2 protein-coding genes and 1 pseudogene are annotated in these 19,243 nt (G+C 71.5%); all 3 read right to left on the bottom strand.

The genetic code is table 11. The features are described 5' to 3' along the window. The coding region (locus AMK21_RS33125) for a type I polyketide synthase (RefSeq protein WP_420712537.1) at nucleotides 1-3,049 on the bottom strand (3,049 nt) is incomplete at its 3' end. A 276-nt stretch (nucleotides 3,050-3,325) separates the two neighbouring features. Then, nucleotides 3,326-11,757: pseudogene (locus AMK21_RS33120) on the bottom strand (SDR family NAD(P)-dependent oxidoreductase); the annotation flags it as partial. Nucleotide 11,758: 1 nt separating this feature from the next. After that, a partial coding sequence (locus tag AMK21_RS33115) for a type I polyketide synthase (RefSeq protein ID WP_143194914.1) occupies nucleotides 11,759-19,181 on the bottom strand: 7,423 nt, incomplete at its 3' end. Nucleotides 19,182-19,243 lie beyond the last annotated feature (62 nt).

Here is a 19,243-nt window from a genome sequence, read left to right as displayed (position 1 = left end):
GCCGCAGTTCGGGACGCGCCTGAATCGAGGAGAGCAACCGGGCGGCCTGACCGCGCAACGCTTCGGGGGTCTTGCCGGACAGCACCCACGGCACCACCGCCGGCTCCTTCACAGGGGGGTCCGTGACCACCGTGCCCCGGATCACCGGAGACGGCTGCTCCAGGATCACGTGCGCGTTCGTCCCACTGATCCCGAACGACGACACACCCGCACGCCGCACCCGGTCCGTCTCCGGCCAGGGCGTCGGCCGTGTCAGGAGTTCCACCGCCCCCGCCGACCAGTCCACATGCGACGACGGAGCGTCGACGTGCAGGGTCTGCGGCAGCACTCCGTGCCGCATCGCCATGATCATCTTGATGACACCCGCGACACCGGCGGCAGCCTGGGTGTGCCCGATGTTGGACTTCACCGAACCCAGCAGGAGCGGGCGCTCCGGATCACGGTCCCGGCCGTACGTGGCCAGCAACGCCTGCGCCTCGATCGGGTCGCCCAGCATGGTGCCCGTGCCGTGCGCCTCCACCACATCGACGTCGTCCATGGTCAGCCCGCCGCTGGTGAGCGCCTGACGGATGACCCGCTGCTGCGAAGGACCGTTCGGGGCGGTCAGACCGTTGGACGCACCGTCCTGGTTGACCGCCGAACCCCGCACCACCGCCAGGATCTCGTGACCGTTACGGATCGCGTCCGACTGCCGCTCCAGCACCAGCATCCCGACACCCTCCGACCAGCCGACACCGTCGGCCGACTCCGAGAACGCCTTGCACCGGCCATCAGGGGCCAGACCCCGCTGACGCGAGAAGTCGACGAACACGGTCGGGGTGGACATCACGGTGACACCACCGGCCAGCGCCAGCGAGCACTCACCGCTCCGCAGCGCCTGCATCGCCCAGTGCATCGCCACCAGCGACGACGAACACGCCGTGTCCACCGTCACCGCAGGACCCTCCAGCCCCAGCGCGTACGACACCCGGCCCGAGGCGAGACTCGTGCTCCCCCCTCCCTGGAAGCCTTCGAACTCGGGTCCTCCCAGAAGACTGGTGTAGTCGCTGTACATCACGCCCGCGAACACACCGGTCGCGGTTCCCTTGAGCGAGACCGGGTCGATCCCGGCCGTCTCGATCGCCTCCCAGGAGGCTTCCAGCAGCAGCCGCTGCTGCGAGTCCGTCGCCGTCGCCTCACGCGGCGACATCCCGAAGAAGGCGGGGTCGAACTGGTCGGCGGTGTGCAGGAAGCCGCCCTGCTGTGTGTAGGAGGTGCCCTTGTGGTCGGGGTCAGGGTCGTAGAGCCCGTCGAGGTCCCAGCCCCGGTTCGTCGGGAACCCGGACACGGCGTCGGCGCCCTCGGTGACCAGCCGCCACAGGTCCTCCGGCGAGGCGACCCCGCCCGGATACCGGCAGCTCATCCCCACGACCACGATCGGGTCATCGGCGATCCCCCGGCCGGGCAGGCCTGCCGCCACCGGCAGAACCTCCGGCGCGTCCGCACCCAGCAGCTCCTCCAGGAGATGGTCCACGAGAGCCTGGACGGTGGGGTAGTCGAAGGCCATCGTGGCCGGCAGTCGCAGCCCGCTGGCCGTGTTGAGGCGGTTGCGCAGCTCGACCGCGGTGAGGGAGTCGAAGCCCAGGTCGCGGAAGGCGCGGCCGGGATTGACCGCGTTGCCGTCAGCATGACCGAGTACGAGGGCGACCTGCCCGCGAACCAGGTCCACCAGCACTTCCTGACGCTCGACGACACTGAGCGCGGCCAGCCGCTCCACCAGCCCCGCAGCCGTCGCCGAACCCGCCGCCGCAGCCGCACGCCGCGACCGCACCCGGATCAGCGAACGCAACAACGGCGGCACCTCACCCTGCGCACGCAGGACCGGAAGATCCAGCCGCACCGGCGCCACCACAGCACCACCCGACGCCAGAGCCGCATCGAACAGCGCCACACCCAGGCCCACCGACAACGCCGGCACACCCGCACGCGCCATCCGCTCCGCATCAGCATCCGTCAAGGTCCCCGTCATCCCACCCGACTGGTCCCACGGACCCCAGGCGAGCGACACACCCGGCAGACCCTCCGCCCGACGACGCTCCATCAACGCATCCAGGAACGCGTTGCCCGCCGCGTAATTGCCCTGCCCCGCACTCCCGAACATCGCGGCGATCGAAGAGAACACGACGAAGGCTGACAGGTTCTGGTCGCGCGTCAGTTCATGCAGGTGCCATGCGGCGTCGGCCTTGGGCCGCAGGACCTTGTCCAGCCGTTCCGGGGTGAGCGAGCCCACCACACCGTCGTCCAGCACACCCGCCGCGTGCACCACGGCCGACACCTCGTGCCGGGACAGCACCCGCTCCAGAGCACCCCGGTCCGACACGTCACACGCCTCGACCACGATCTCGGCGCCCAGCTCCGTCAACTCATCGACCAGCGCCTCGGCACCCTCAGCACCGAGACCGCTACGACTCACCAGCAACAACCGCCGCACACCGTGCTCAACCACCAGATGCCGCGCCGTCACCGCACCCAGACCACCCGTACCACCAGTGATCAGCACACTGCCCTCACCGGCCCACACGAGGCCCGCGTCGTGCTCCTCGGCGGCCGTGCGCACCAGTCGCGCGGCCAGCACGTGACCGGCCCGTACCAGTAGCTGCGGCTCGTCACCGTCCAGCGCCGACAGCGGCAACGTCACCGGCTCGGTCGGGTCCAGGTCGATGAGCCCGAAGCATCCGGGGTTCTCCGACTGCGCGGACCGTACGAGACCACGCACCGCGGCCGCCGCCAGGTCCTGGCCGCCCACCGCACCACGCGTCACGAAAACGAACCGGGACTCCGCGAACCGCCCGTCCGACAAACGCTCCTGCACCAGCCCCAGCACCCGCGACGTCAACGCCCGCACCACATCCGTGACATCCCCCGCCGACTCACCCACCACCGGAATCAGCACCACATCAGGCGCGGGCGAATCGTCGGCGGCGAGCGCGAGGGGCTCTTCCCCGTGCGCGGGATCGATTCCCGCGTCCCGCAGGGCCGCTACGAGGCCCCACGTGTCCTCTCCGGCCACCGCGACACCGCGCGAACCAGAGGCGGAGGAAACAGAGGAGGAGGCGCTGATCGGCGTCCAGTCGAGGCGGAAGAGTGCGTCGTTCACCAACGCGCGCTCGTCCCCCAGAGCGTCCGCGGACAAGGCCCGCATCGCCAACGACTCCACCGAAGCCACCGGCGCACCCGCCATATCGGCCACAGCGACCGACACCGCACCATCACCCGCACGCACCAACCGCACCCGGACCACCGACGCACCCGAAGCATGCAACGTCACCCCGCCCCACGAGAACGNAGACCACGCACCGCGGCCGCCGCCAGGTCCTGGCCGCCCACCGCACCACGCGTCACGAAAACGAACCGGGACTCCGCGAACCGCCCGTCCGACAAACGCTCCTGCACCAGCCCCAGCACCCGCGACGTCAACGCCCGCACCACATCCGTGACATCCCCCGCCGGCTCACCCACCACCGGAATCAGCACCACATCAGGCGCTTCGGATGCGGACGAGGCAGATTCGACGGTGACACCGGCATCGCGCAGGATGTCGGTCAGGCCGAGGACGTCGTGGCCCTCCAGCGCGACCGTCTGCGGAACGTCAACGACCGCACCGGATGCCGGCGTCCAGTCGAGGCGGAAGAGTGCGTCGTTCACCAACGCGCGCTCGTCCCCCAGAGCGTCCGCGGACAAGGCCCGCATCGCCAACGACTCCACCGAAGCCACCGGCGCACCCGCCATATCGGCCACAGCGACCGACACCGCACCATCACCCGCACGCACCAACCGCACCCGGACCACCGACGCACCCGAAGCATGCAACGTCACCCCGCCCCACGAGAACGGAACACCCCCCGCATCCTCCGCCCCACCCAGGAACCACGCAGCATGCAGACCCGCATCCAGCACAGCAGGATGCAGCCCGAACGCCCCCGCCTCACCCCTCACACCCTCCGGCAGACCCACCTCGGCGAAGACCTCGTCACCACGCCGCCAGACAGCACGCAACCCCTGGAACACCGGCCCGTACGCAAAACCCTCCACCGCACGCGCCTCATAGAAACCATCCAGCCCCACCGGCTCCGCACCCACCGGCGGCCACACCGAACCATCGAACACCCCACCCACCGGAGCCCCGACACCCTCAGCCAGCACACCAGCCGCATGGAGAACCCACGGCCCCTCAACACCGTCCTCCACCCGGGAATGAACGACAACCGAACGCCGCCCCACCCCGTCCACCACACCCACACGCACCTGAACCCGCACCGCACCACGCTCCGGCACCACCAAAGGCGCAGCCAGCGTCAACTCCTCAACACACCCACAACCCACCTCATCCCCCGCACGCACCGCCAACTCCAACAGCGCCGTACCAGGAACAACAACACGCCCACCCACCACATGGTCAGCCAACCAACCATGCGAACGCAGCGACAACCGCCCCGTGAACAACACCCCATCGCCCTCAGCCAGCCCCACCAGACCACTCAGCAACGGATGGCCGGCAGAAACGAGTCCGAGAGCCGCCGCGTCCCCCCTGCCCCGCAGACCCGCGGGCCAGAACGGCTGATGTTCGAAGGCGTACGTCGGGAGGTCCACCCGTGAGGCTCCTGCCCCGGCGAAGAACCACGACCAGTCCACTCCGACCCCGTGCACATGGAGTTGGGCCAGCGCGGTGACGGCCGACTGCTCCTCCGACCGGTTCCTGCGCAGGACCGGCACGAGGACGCTCTCGTCGGTCACCGATTCCCTGGCCATCGCGGTCAGGACGCCGTCCGGGCCGAGTTCCAGGAAGACGGTCACGCCGTGCTCGGCCAGGGCCTGTACGCCGTCGGCGAAGCGGACGGCCTCACGAACGTGCCGCACCCAGTACTCCGCCGAACACAGCTCGCCAGCCGAAGCCACCCGACCCGTCAGATTCGAGACCACCGGAATCACCGGCTGCGCGTAAGCCAGCTGCTCGGCCACGCTGCGGAACTCCTCCAGCATCGGGTCCATCAACGGCGAGTGGAACGCGTGCGACACCCGCAGCCAGGTGGCCTTCCGGCCCTGCTGTTCCAGTCGTGCCGAGACCTCCAGGACCACGTCCTCGTGGCCCGAGATCACCACGGAGGAGGGTCCGTTGACCGCGGCGATCGTGACCTGCCCCTCCCGGTCGGAGAGCAGCGGAAGTACCTCGTCCTCGGTGGCCTGGACGGCGATCATGGCACCGCCGTCCAGCAGCGCCTGCATGAGCCGCGCCCGCGCCACCACCAGTGTGCAGGCGTCCTCCAGCGAGAACACCCCCGCCGCATGAGCCGCCGCGATCTCACCGATCGAATGACCGGCCACGAAATCAGGAGCCACACCCCACGACTCCACCAGCCGGAACAACGCCACCTCGACCGCGAACAACGCCGGCTGGGCCGCGCCCGTCTCGTTCAGGAGGTCGGCGTCCTCACCCCACATCACCTCACGCAGCGAGCCGTCCGCCCCTTCGTCCAGGTGGCGGAGGACGGCGTCGAGCGCATCGGCGAACACGGGAAAGCGTGCGTACAGTTCGCGTCCCATACCGAGGCGCTGCGAACCCTGACCCGAGAACAGCACCGCCGTCCGGCCACCGGCCGGCACACCCGACACCACAGAGGCGTCCGGATCACCCGCGGCCAGAGCCGCCAGGGCGCGTACGGTGTCCGCGGGTTCACCGACCGGCACGACCGCGTTGTGTTCGAAGACGGAGCGACCGGTCGCCAGGGAGAACCCGACGTCCAGCGGCCGCAGTTCGGGACGCGCCTGGATCGAGGAGAGCAACCGGGCGGCCTGACCGCGCAACGCTTCGGGGGTCTTGCCGGACAGCACCCACGGCACCACCGCCGGCTCCTTCACAGGGGGGTCCGTGACCACCGTGCCCCGGATCACCGGAGACGGCTGCTCCAGGATCACGTGCGCGTTCGTCCCACTGATCCCGAACGACGACACACCCGCACGCCGCACCCGGTCGGTCTCCGGCCACACGGCGGACTCCGTCAGAAGCTCCACCGCCCCCGCCGACCAGTCCACATGCGACGACGGCTCGGTCACGTGCGCCGTACCCGGCAGCACTCCGTGCCGCATCGCCATCACCATCTTGATGACACCCGCGACACCGGCGGCGGCCTGCGTGTGACCCAGGTTGGACTTCACCGAACCCAGCAACAACGGACGCTCCGGATCACGGTCCCGCCCATACGTGGCCAGCAACGCCTGTGCCTCGATGGGGTCGCCGAGGGTCGTGCCCGTACCGTGCGCCTCCACGGCGTCCACATCATCCGGCGTGAGCCCACCACTGGCCAGCGCCTGACGGATCACCCGCTGCTGCGAAGGACCGTTCGGGGCGGTCAGGCCGTTGGACGCACCGTCCTGGTTCACCGCCGAACCCCGCACCACCGCCAAGATCTCGTGACCGTTACGAACCGCGTCCGACTGCCGCTCCAGGAGAAGCATGCCGATGCCCTCGGACCAGCCGACGCCGTCGGCCGACTCCGAGAAGGGCTTGGAACGGCCATCGGGGGCCAGACCCCGCTGTCGGGAGAACTCCACGAACGTGTCGGGGATCGACATGACGGTGACGCCGCCGGCCAGCGCCAGCGAGCACTCACCACCACGCAGGGCCTGCGCGGCCAGGTGCATGGCCACGAGCGACGACGAGCACGCCGTGTCCACGGTCACGGCAGGGCCCTCGAACCCGAAGGTGTACGAGACCCGTCCCGAGGCAACGCTCAGCGCACTGCCCTGCCCCTGGAAGCCTTCGAACTCCCCACCGGACAGGGCGGTGTTGTAGCCGCCGTACATCACGCCGGCGAAGACGCCGGTCTGGCTGTCACGCAGGGACACAGGGTCGATCCCAGCCCGTTCGATGGCCTCCCACGACGTCTCCAGCAGCAGCCGCTGCTGTGCGTCCGTCGCCATCGCCTCACGGGGGGACATCCCGAAGAACGCGGGGTCGAACTCTCCGGCGTCGTGCAGGAACCCGCCGGAGCGCGTGTAGGAGGTGCCCATGTGCTCGGGGTCGGGGTTGTACAGCGCGTCGAGGTCCCAGCCGCGGTTCGTCGGGAAGTCGGAGACGACGTCGGCGCCTTCGGTGACCAGCCGCCACAGGTCCTCCGGCGCGCCGATGCCGCCGGGGAAGCGGCAGCTCATTCCGACGATCACGATGGGGTCGTCGTCGAGGAGGGTGCCGGGGAGTTCCGGTGCGGCCGGCTCCCTGTCGAGGTCCGCGTCCGGGCCGACGAGTTCTTCGAGCAGATGACCGGCCAGCGTCTCCACGGTCGGATAGTCGAAGATCATCGTGGCGGGCAGCCGCAGTCCGGTCGCCGTGTTCAACCGGTTGCGCAGCTCCACCGCCGTCAGGGAGTCGAAGCCGAGGTCGCGGAACGCGCGAGCCGGGTCGACCCCGTCGCCGCTCGGGTGGCCGAGCACCAGGGCCGCCTCGGCGCGTACGAGGGTGAGCAGTGCGGCATGACGTTCGGCACGCTCCAATCGGGCGAGGCGGTCGGCGAGCCCGCGCTCGGTACTCGCTCCCGCTCCCGTGGCCGACGTGCGCCGGGCCGCCGTGCGGACGAGTCCGCGCAGCAGCGGAGGGACGGTGCCGTGGGCGCGCAGGGCCGCCAGGTCGAGGCGGACGGGCGCCACGGCGGCGTGGCCGGTGGCCAGGGCCGCGTCGAAGAGGGTGAGGCCCTGGTCGACCGAGAGCAGGGGCATGCCCGCCTCGGCGGCTCGTCGCAGGTCGGCCTCGGTGAGTCCGCTGGTCATACCGGCGCCCTGGTTCCAGGCGCCCCAGGCCAGGGAGGTTCCCGGCAGGCCGGCAGCCTGTCGATGTGCGGCGAGCGCGTCGAGGAAGGTGTTGCCGGCCGCGTAGTTGGCCTGGCCCGCGCCGCCGATGACGCCGGAAACCGAGGAGTAGAGGACGAAGGCGGCGAGGTCCAGATCCCGGGTCAGTTCGTGGAGGTTCCAGGCCGCGTCCACCTTCGGCCGCAGCACCGCATCCAGCCGCCCGGGAGTCAGCGAACCGATCACCCCGTCATCCAGCACACCCGCCGTATGCACCACAGCCGTCAACGGACGATCGGCCGCAATACCGTCCAACAACCCAGCCAACGCCCCACGGTCCGCGACATCACACGCCACGACGGACACCGAAGCACCCAGCGCCCGCAGATCATCCACCAGCTCCCCAACACCCAGCGCATCCCCACCACGCCGACTCGTGAGCACCAGATGCCGCACCCCACGCTCCGCCACCAGATGCCGCGCCAGCACACCACCCAGACCACCCGTACCACCCGTGACCAGCACCGTGCCCGCCGGATCCCACACCCGCGGCATCCTCAACACGATCTTGCCCACATGCCTGGCCATACTCATGAACCGGAACGCATCCCGCGCCCGCCGCACATCCCACGACCGCACCGGCAACGGCACCAGAACACCACGCCCGAACAACCCCATCACCTCGGCCAGCATCCGCCCGATCCCCTCCGGATCCACCCAGCCCAGGTCGAACGCCCGATACACCACCCCCTCCGGCAGACCAGCAGCCTCCCGCACATCCGTCTTCCCCATCTCCAGGAACCGCCCACCAGCCCCCAGCAAACGCAACGACGCGTCCACGAACTCACCCGCCAACGAGTTCAGAACAACATCAACACCACCAGCGACCCCCGCGAACACCGCCTCGAAGTCCGTCGAACGCGACGACGCGATGTGATCATCCGCCACACCCAACGACCGCAGAACATCCCACTTGCCCTCACTCGCCGTCGCGAAGACCTCCGCACCCAGATACCTCGCCACCTGGATCGCCGCCATACCCACACCACCCGCACCGGCATGGATCAGCACCCTCTCCCCCGCACGCACCCCACCCAGCTCCACCAACGCGTAATACGCCGTCAGGAACACCAACGGCACCGACGCCGCCGACTCCCACGACCACCCCTCGGGGAGCCTGGTGAGGAGCCGCTCGTCGGCGACCACATGGGTGCCGAAGCCGCCGGAAACGAGGCCCGTGACCGGGTCGCCAGGCCGCAGTCCGGTGACCTCGGGGCCCACTTCGGTGACCACACCCGCGGCCTCGCGCCCCATGCGTCCGGCGTCACCGGGGTACATGTCGAGCGCCTTGAGGACATCGCGGAAGTTGACCCCTGCCGCACGGACCTCGATGCGCACCTCGCGGCCGGTCAGGGGCTCCAGGGCCTCGGGGAAGGGCGCCAGCGCCAGCCCGTCCAGGCTTCCCTGCGTCTCGCTGTCCAGGCGCCACGGCACGCCGGAGGGCGGTACCAGGCCGGTTCCTGAATCGATTCGGGCGAGCCTGCCCGCGTGGATCGCGCTGTCGCGGACCACCACTTGGGGTTCATCCGTCGTGAGGGCGCCCACGAGGCGCTCGCACGGGTCGTCGGTGAGACCGAGGTCCACCAGGCCGAAGCAGCCGGGGTTCTCCGTCTGCGCGGAGCGCACCAGGCCCCACACCGAGGCCGCCGCCACATCGACGGCGTCCTCGTCGGCGACCGTCATCGCGCCGCGCGTGACGAACACCAGCCGCGAGCCGGCGAACCGCTGCTCGGCCAGCCACTCCTGTATCAGCGCCAGCGCGCTCCCGGTCAGCGCGTGAGCGGACTCCGCGGCCTCGGCGTCGGCGGTGCGGGCGATCCCCACCAGCACGGTGCCGGGCACCGGGGCCCCGTCAGCTCCCAGGGTCGTCAGGTCCGGGTGCGTGTCGATCCGGGGCCCTGCCCCGGCCATCGCTTCGGCGAGACCGAGCGGGTCGTCGCCCACCAGCGCGACCGCTTCGGGCACATCGGCGCCTGCCGGTACCGGCACCCATTCGAGACCGAACAGCGCGTCCCGGGCCAACGCGGCGTCGTCGCTCAGTTCCTCGCTCGTCACGGCACGTACGAGAAGGGAGTCCACCGAGGCGACCGGCTCGCCGGACGCGTCGGCGGCTGCGAGGGAGACCGCGTTCCGGCCCTCGACCGGGGCGATCCTCACCCGCAGGGTGGTGGCTCCCGTGGCGTGCAGCGACACGCCCTCCCATGAGAACGGCAGCCCCGCCGCGCCCTGCTCACCGTCGTCGGCGAGGAGCGAGGCGTGCAGTGCGGAGTCCAGCAGTGCGGGGTGCAGACCGAAGGCGGCGGCGTCCGCCTGTACGCCTTCCGGAAGGGTCACCTCGGCGAAGATCTCGTCGTCACGCCGCCAGGCGGCGCGCAGGCCCCGGAACACCGGGCCGTACGCGAACCCGAGTGCGGCGAAGCGGTCGTAGCATCCTTCGGCTTCCAGTTCCTCGGCGTGCGCGGGCGGCCACACCGTGGCATCGAAGCCGTCGGCCCAGCGTGTGCCGCTCCCGGCCGCGATGAGACCGGTGGCGTGCTGGGTCCAGGACCGCTCGTCGTCGCCGTCGGGCCGGGAGTGCACCGTGATCGAGCGGCGGGACGCGTCGTCCGCAGCCCCGACGCGCACCTGTACCTGCACGGCGCCGCTTTCGGGCAGTACGAGCGGCGCCGCGAGCGTCAGCTCTTCGATCCGGTCGCAGCCGACCTCGTCACCGGCGCGGAACGCCAGCTCCAGGAGCGCGGTCCCGGGCAGCAGGACCCGGCCCATGACCGCGTGGTCGGCGAGCCACGGATGCGACCGGACGGACAACCGTCCTGTGAACAGCGCGCCTTCTCCCTCCGCCAGTTCGAGGGAGGCGCCCAGCAACGGGTGTGCGGTCGCGCCCAGTCCTGCCGCGCGTACGTCACCCCTGGCGCCGGCCTGCGGAGCTGCCGGCCAGATCCACTGGTGCTGGAACGGGTAGGTGGGCACGTCCACCCCCGACGCCCCGGTTCCGGCGAAGACTGCTGACCAGTCGATGGGAACGCCCCGTACGTAGAAGTGGGCCAGCGCGTTGAGCGCGGTCTCCTCCTCGGGTCGGTCCTTGCGGAGGGTCGGCACGGTGACGGCACCCTCCGGCACCGACTCCTGAGCCATCGCCGACAGCACACCGTCCGGCCCCAACTCCAGGAACAGAGACACCCCCCGCTCCCCCAGCACCCGCACACCATCCGCGAAACGGACGGCCTCACGGACGTGCCGCACCCAGTACTCCGCCGAACACAGCCCGCCCGCCGAAGCCACCCGACCCGTCAGATTCGAGACCACGGGAATCACCGGCTCCGCGTAAGCCAGCTGCTCGGCCACGCTGCGGAACTCCTCCAGCATCGGGTCCATCAACGGCGAGTGGAACGCGTGCGACACCCGCAGACGCGTCGTCTTCCGCCCCAGCTCCGCCACCCGCGCGGCAACCGCCAGCACAGCGTCCTCATCACCGGACACCACCACCGAAGCCGGCCCGTTGACCGCGGCGATCGACACCGCGTCGGACAACAGCGGCACGACCTCGTCCTCGGTTGCCTGCACCGCGATCATCGCGCCACCCTCGGGCAGCGCCCGCATCAACGACGCCCGCGCCACCACCAGCGCGCAAGCGTCCTCCAGCGACAACACCCCCGCCACATGAGCCGCCGCGACCTCACCGATCGAATGACCCGCCACGAAATCAGGAGCCACACCCCACGACTCCACCAACCGGAACAACGCCACCTCGACCGCGAACAACGCCGGCTGAGCGAAACCGGTGTCGTCCAACAGCCCGGCATCCTCACCCCACATCACCTCACGCAGCGAACACCCCAACCCCACGTCCAGCAACGCGACCACCGCGTCCAACGCCTCNGCGCGGCAACCGCCAGCACAGCGTCCTCATCACCGGACACCACCACCGAAGCCGGCCCGTTGACCGCGGCGATCGACACCGCGTCGGACAACAGCGGCACGACCTCGTCCTCGGTTGCCTGCACCGCGATCATCGCGCCACCCTCGGGCAGCGCCCGCATCAACGACGCCCGCGCCACCACCAGCGCGCAAGCGTCCTCCAGCGACAACACCCCCGCCACATGAGCCGCCGCGACCTCACCGATCGAATGACCCGCCACGAAATCAGGAGCCACACCCCACGACTCCACCAACCGGAACAACGCCACCTCGACCGCGAACAACGCCGGCTGAGCGAAACCGGTGTCGTCCAACAGCCCGGCATCCTCACCCCACATCACCTCACGCAGCGAACACCCCAACCCCACGTCCAGCAACGCGACCACCGCGTCCAACGCCTCCGCGAACACCGGAAAAGCCCCGTACAACCCACGACCCATACCGAGCCGCTGCGAACCCTGACCCGAGAAGAGGAAAGCGCGCTTTCCGCTCGCCACGTGGCCCGTGACCGCCGACGCGTCGGGTTCACCGGCCGCCAGGGCGGTCAGTGTCCGCCGGGTTCCGTCGGGGTCGGCCGCCAGGACCACCGCACGGTGGTCGAACAGGGAGCGGCTCGTGGCCAGTGTGTATCCGATGTCCAGCGGTCGCGGGGTCGACGCGGTCCCGACGAAGGGCAGCAGCCGCGCCGCCTGATCGGCCAGGGCCCGAGGCGTCCGCCCTGAGAGCGGCCACGGCACCACCTTCGGCTTCACCTCGGTGTTGGCGGCGACCGTGCTGTCGGGGCGTGGGGGCGCCTGCTCCAGGATGACGTGCGCGTTCGTCCCGCTGATCCCGAACGACGACACACCCGCACGCCGCACCCGGTCCGTCTCCGGCCAGGGCGTCGGCCGTGTCAGGAGTTCCACCGCGCCCGCCGACCAGTCGACGTGCGAGGACGGTTCGCTCACGTGGAGGGTCTGCGGTACGACACCGTGTCGCATCGCCATCACCATCTTGATGACACCGGCGACACCGGCGGCGGCCTGCGTGTGGCCGATGTTGGACTTCACGGAGCCCAGCAACAGCGGACGCTCCGGATCCCGGTCGCGCCCGTACGTGGCCAGCAGGGCCTGCGCCTCGATCGGATCACCGAGGGTCGTGCCTGTGCCGTGCGCCTCGACCACGTCGACGTCGTCCGGGCGGAGTCCTCCACCCGTCAGTGCCTGCCTGATCACTCGCTGCTGCGAGGGGCCGTTCGGGGCGGTCAGGCCGTTCGAAGCCCCGTCCTGGTTGATCGCGCTGCCGCGCAGCAGGGCCAGTACCTGGTGGCCGTTGCGGTGTGCGTCGGAGAGGCGTTCCAGTACGAGCATGCCGACGCCCTCCGACCAGCCGACGCCGTCGGCCGACTCGGAGAAGGGCTTTGAGCGGCCGTCGGGGGCCAGGCCGCGGGCCCGGGAGAACTCGATGAAGGTGCTGGGCGTGGACATCACGGTGACACCGCCGGCCAGTGCCAGCGAGCACTCGCCGCTGCGCAGGGCCTGGGCCGCGAGGTGCATGCCGACCAGTGAGGAGGAGCAGGCCGTGTCCACCGTCACGGCCGGGCCTTCGAGGCCCAGGGTGTACGAGACGCGGCCCGACGCCACGCTCGGTGCGCTGCCGTTGCCCCGGAAGGCCTCGTACTCCTCGCCCGTCAGGAGCGGCCCGTAGTCGTTGTACATGACACCTGCGAAGACACCGGTCCGGCTGCCGCGCAGGCTGGCCGGGTCGATCCCGGCGCGCTCGACGGCTTCCCAGGAGAGCTCCAGGAGAAGTCGCTGCTGGGAGTCGGTGGCCATCGCCTCGCGCGGCGACATGCCGAAGAAGTCGGGGTCGAACTCACCGGCCGTGTGCAGGAATCCGCCTTCGCGGACATGGGTCCTGCCGGGCTGGTCGGGGTCGGGGTCGTAGAGTCCGTCGAGGTCCCAGCCCCGGTTGGTGGGGAAGCCGGTGATGGCGTCGACGCCTTCGGTGACGAGGTGCCAGAAGTCTTCGGGTGAGGTCACGCCGCCCGGGTAGCGGCAGGCCATGCCGACGATCGCGATGGGGTCGTCGCTGAGCGAGGGCTCCGTGGCCGCCGGGGCCGGCAGGGCGGCCAGGGCAGCCGGGTGGTCCGTGCCGAGCAGTTCGTCGCGCATGTGGTCGGCGAGGGCGCTCGGGGTCGGGTAGTCGAAGACCATGGTCGCGGGCAGGCGCAGGCCGGTCACGGTGTTGAGGCCGTTGCGCAGTTCGACCGCTGTCAGCGAGTCGAAGCCGAGGTCCTGGAACTGGCGGGACGCTTCGACCTCCGTCGCGTCGGCGTGGCCCAGAACTCGGGCGATCTGTTCGCGTACGAGGCCGAGGAGGGTCCCGCGCTGTTCGGCGGCGTCCAGGGCGGTGAGCCGTTGGGCGAGGCCTCCCGCCGTCTGGGAGGTCTGTACGGCCGCGGTCCGGCGTCCCGGGGATCGGATGAGGCCGCGCATCAGGGGGGCGATGTCGCCCTGGGCGCGCAGGACGGCCAGGTCGAGGCGTACCGGGGCGAGAGCCGCCTCGTCGCAGGCGACGGCGGCGTCGAACAGGGCGAGGCCCTGCTCCATGGAGAGCGGGGGCATGCCGGAGCGGGTGATGCGCTCCACGTCTATGTCGGTGAGGCTGCCGGTCATGCCGATGTTGCGGGTCCAGGGGCCCCAGGCGAGGGAGTGGGCCGGCAGCCGGTGGTGCCTGCGGTGGGTGGCGAGGGCGTCGAGAAAGGCGTTTCCGGCGGCGTAGTTGGCCTGCCCTGGGCTGCCGAGGGTGGCGGCGACGGAGGAGAAGACGACGAAGGCGGCCAGGTCGAGCCCGCGGGTCAGTTCGTGGAGGTGCCACGCCGCGTCCGCCTTGGGGCGCAGGACTGCGGTCAGCCGCTCCGGCGTCAGGGAGCCGATCACTCCGTCGTCGACGACGCCCGCGGTGTGGACGACGGCGGTGAGCGGGTGTGCGGCGGGAACGTCCGCCAGGAGTTCTTCGAGTGCGGTCCGGTCGGTGACGTCGCAGGGTGCGACGGTCACCTGGGCGCCCAGTCCGCTCAGTTCGGCGCGGAGTGTTTCGGCGCCGTCGGCGGCGAGGCCCCTGCGGCTGACGAGCAGCAGGTGCCGCACGCCGCGTTCGGTGACCAGGTGCCGGGCGAGGGCGCCGCCGAGGCCGCCCGTGCCTCCGGTGATGAGGACGGTGCCCTCGGGGTTCCAGACGGTCCGCTCCCGGGGGGCGGTGACCCGGGTGAGGCGGGCGGCGAGCAACTCTCCGTCCCGTATCGCGAGGTCCGGTTCGTCGGCCCCGGCGGCGAGGGCGGAGCGGAGGAGGGCCGGCACGGCCTGTGGGGGGAGCGAGGCCGTGCCGGGGTCGATGTCCAGGAGGCCGAAGCGTCCCGGGTTCTCGGTCCTGGCCGTCCGGACGAGGCCGTGGACCGACGCGGCGGCGAGGTCGTCGCCCGTGTGGGCTCCCTGGGTCACGAGGACCAGGCGGGCGTCGAAGAAGCGGTCCTCGTCCAGCCACCGCTGCAGGCCGGCAAGGGCGTCGGCGCCGAGGGAGTGGGTCGCGGCGAGGGCGTTCGCGTCCGTGCCGGACACGGTGGTGACGACTACGGCGGGGACGGGTGCGTCCGACGCCGCGAGGGCGGCCAGGTCGGGGTGGGTCGTGACCGTGGTGCCGGCGGCGCGCAGGGTGTCGGCCGTGCCGAGCGGGTCGGCGCCGATCACGGCCACGTCGTCGGGCCCGGCGGCGGCGGAGTTCTTCAGCGGGGACCAGGCCACCCGGAACAGCGCGTCGCGGTGGACTGCGGAGTGGTCCTCGGGGCCCGCGGAGGGGACGGAGCGGGAGACCAGGGAGTCCACGGTGAGGACGGGGTCGCCCGCCGTGTCGTACACCTCGATGGAGACGGTGTCGTCCCCTGCGGGGGCCAGTCGTGCGCGTACGGCCGTGGCGCCGGAGGCCGTCAGTGAGACGCCTTCCCAGGCGAAGGGCAGACCGCCCCGGCTGATGGCGCCGAGGTCGGCGAAGGCCGCCGCGTGCTGGGCCGCGTCGAGCAGTGCCGGGTGGAGGCCGAAGTCGTTCGCGTCGGTACCGGAGTCCTCGGGGAGGGCGACGTCGGCGTAGACCTCGTCGCCGCGTCGCCAGGCGGCGCGCAGCCCCCGGAAGGCGGGGCCGTAGTCGAAGCCGAGTTCCGCCAGGCGCTCGTAGCATCCGTCGAGGTCGACGGGGTCGGCTCCGGCGGGGGGCCAGACGGTGGCGTCGAAGCGGGGCTCCGCGATCCCCGGGCCCGGGGCGACGATGCCGGTGGCGTGCTGGGACCAGGGCAGGTCGAAGCCGTCCTCGACGCGCGAGTAGATGCCGAGCGGGCGGCGTCCCGCGTCGTCGGCGGCTCCGACGCGCACCTGGAGCTGTACGGCGCCGTCCTCGGGGAGGGCGAGGGGCGCCGCGAGGGCAAGTTCCTCGACGCGGTCGCACTCGACCTCGTCGGCGGCCCGGATCGCCAGTTCGACGAAGGCCGTCCCGGGCAGCAGCGCGCGGCCCCGGACACCGTGATCGGCGAGCCAGGGGTGGGAACGGACGGACAATCTGCTGGTGAACAGGGCGCCTTGGCCGTCGGCGAGTTCGACGGCCGCGCCGAGCAGGGGGTGGTCGGCGGAGCCGAGTCCCGCAGCGCGTATGTCGCCCGCGGTGCCGGAGCCCGCGGCCGGCCAGTAGCGCCTGCGCTGGAACGCGTAGGTCGGCAGGTCGACGCGCCGGGCTCCGGTCCCGTCGTAGAGGCCGGCCCAGCGCACGGTGGCGCCGCGGACGTGGACGCGTGCGAGGGCTGTTACGGCGGCGAGTTCCTCCGGGCGGTCCTTGCGCAGCAGCGGGACCATCACCGCCCGCTCCGGCAGGGAGTCCTGGGCCATGGCGGAGAGCACCCCGTCGGGGCCCAGCTCCAGCAGGGTGGTGACGCCGCGTCCGGTGAGAGTGGCGACGCCGTCGGCGAACCGTACGGCCTCGCGGACGTGGCGTACCCAGTAGGCGGCGGAGCACAGCTCCGTGACGTCGGCGATCCGGCCGGTCACGTTGGACACGACGGGGATGCGGGGCTCCGCGTAGGTCAGGCTCTCCGCGACGGCGCGGAACTCCGCGAGCATCGGTTCCATGAGCGGCGAGTGGAAGGCGTGCGAGACGCGCAGGCGCCGCGTTTTACGGTCCCGCTCCTCGAAGTGGGCGGCGATGCCCTGTACGGCGCTCTCGTCGCCCGCGATCACCACGGAACGGGGGCCGTTGACGGCGGCGACGGACACCTGGCCGGCGAGCAGGGGGGTGATCTCGTCCTCGGTGGCCTGCACGGCGATCATGACGCCGCCGGTGGGCAGGGCGGCCATCAGGGAGGCGCGGGCGGCGACGAGGCGGCAGGCGTCCTCCAGGGAGAGGACTCCTGCCACGTGGGCGGCCGCGATCTCGCCGATGGAGTGGCCGCCGACGAAGTCGGGGGTGACGCCGAGGGATTCGATGAGGCGGTACAGGGCGACCTCGACGGCGAAGAGCGCCGGCTGGGTCCAGCGGGTCTCGTCGAGCGGTCCGGGGTCGTCGCCCCAGACGATGTCGCGCAGCGGTCGTTCGAGGTGGGGGTCGAGTGCGTCGGCGGTGGCGTCGAAGGCCTCGGCGAACACCGGGAACCGGGCGTGGAGTTCGCGGCCCATGCCCAGGCGCTGGGAGCCCTGGCCGGAGAAGAGGACGGCGAGCAGACCTTCGTCGGCGACTCCGGCGGCGATCTCGGGGAGGTCGTCGGTGGCGGTGGCGCCGGTGGGGTCGGCGAGCAGGACGCAGCGGTACTCGAAGGCGGAGCGGCCGACGGCGAGGGAGTGGCCGATGTCGACCGGACGCAGTGCGGGATTGCGGCCGAGGTGCGCGACCAGGCGGTCGCGCTGTTCGGCGAGTGCGGCGGCGGACCGGCCCGAGAGCACCCAGGGGATGACGGCGGGGGTCGTGGCGTCATCGTCGGGGGCGCTCGCGGGTTCGGCGGGGGCCTCTTCGACGATCACGTGGGCGTTGGTGCCGCTGACGCCGAAGGAGGAGACGGCGGCGCGCCGTGCGCGGCCGGTCTCGGGCCAGGCGGCCGCTTCGTCGAGGAGTTCGACCGATCCACTCGTCCAGTCCACGTCGTGGGAGGGCTCGCCCACGTGCAGGCTGCGCGGCATCCACCCGTGACGCATCGCCATGATCATCTTGATGACGCCGGCGGCTCCCGAGGCGGCCATCGTGTGACCGATGTTCGACTTGACCGAGCCCAGGCGGAGGGGGTGTTCGCGGTCCTGGCCGTAGGTGGCGAGCAGGGCCTGCGCCTCGATGGGGTCGCCGAGGGTGGTGCCCGTCCCGTGGGCCTCGACGACGTCGATGTCGGCGGGTGTCAGCCGGGCGTTCTCCAGGGCGGCGCGGATGACGCGCCGCTGCGAGGGGCCGTGCGGGGCGGAGAGGCCGTTGGAGGCGCCGTCCTGGTTGATCGCGGAGCCCCGCAGCACCGCCAGGACGGGGTGGCCGGCCCGCTGGGCGTCGGAGAGCCGTTCCAGGACGAGGACGGCGGCGCCCTCCCCCCAGCCGGTGCCGTCGGCGTCCTCGGAGAACGACTTGCAGCGGCCGTCGGCGGCCAGCCCGCTCTGGGCCGTGAAGGAGACGAAGGGGCCGGGGGTCGCCATCACGGAGGCGCCGCCCGCGAGGGCCATGCCGCACTCGCCGTTGCGCAGGGACTGCGCCGCCCAGTGGAGGGCCACCAGCGAGGAGGAGCACGCCGTGTCGACGGTGACGGCGGGCCCTTCGGCGCCGAGGGTGTAGGAGAGCCGGCCGGAGATGACGCTCGCGGCGTGCCCGGTGGTGGAGAACTGCTCGGCGTCCTCGTCGGACGCCTTGATGACGGAGGCGTAGTCCTGTCCGGCCGTGCCGACGAACACACCGGTCCGGCTGCCGCGCAGGGTGACCGGGTCGATCCCGGCCCGTTCCAACGCCTCCCAGGCCACTTCCAGGAGCAGCCGCTGCTGGGGGTCCATGGCGACGGCCTCGCGGGGCGAGATCCCGAAGAACGCGGGGTCGAAGTCCGCCATGCCGTCGAGGAAGGCTCCTTCCTGGGCGAGGCTGCGGCCGGGGCCGTCGCCCGCCAGGCGGTCCAGGTCCCAGCCGCGGTCGGCGGGGAAGCCCGCCATGACGTCGCGGCCCTCGGTGACCAGGTCCCACAGGTCCTCCGGGGAGGTCACCCCGCCCGGGTAGCGGCAGCCGATCCCGACGACGGCGATGGGCTCCTCGGCGGCCGCCACCAGCTGCTGGTTCTGCTGGCGGAGCCGCTCGATCTCCTTCAGCGACGACCGCAGCGCCTCGACGTACTTGTTGGGGGACGTGCTCATCGGACTCTCCAGATCTTATTCAGTGTGCAGGCGCCGTGCGACCGGCGGCGTACGTGCGGCGG

Source organism: Streptomyces sp. CB00316 (assembly GCF_001905595.1).
Classification (GTDB): Bacteria; Actinomycetota; Actinomycetes; order Streptomycetales; family Streptomycetaceae; genus Streptomyces.
This window is presented reverse-complemented; position numbering and strand designations above follow the sequence as displayed.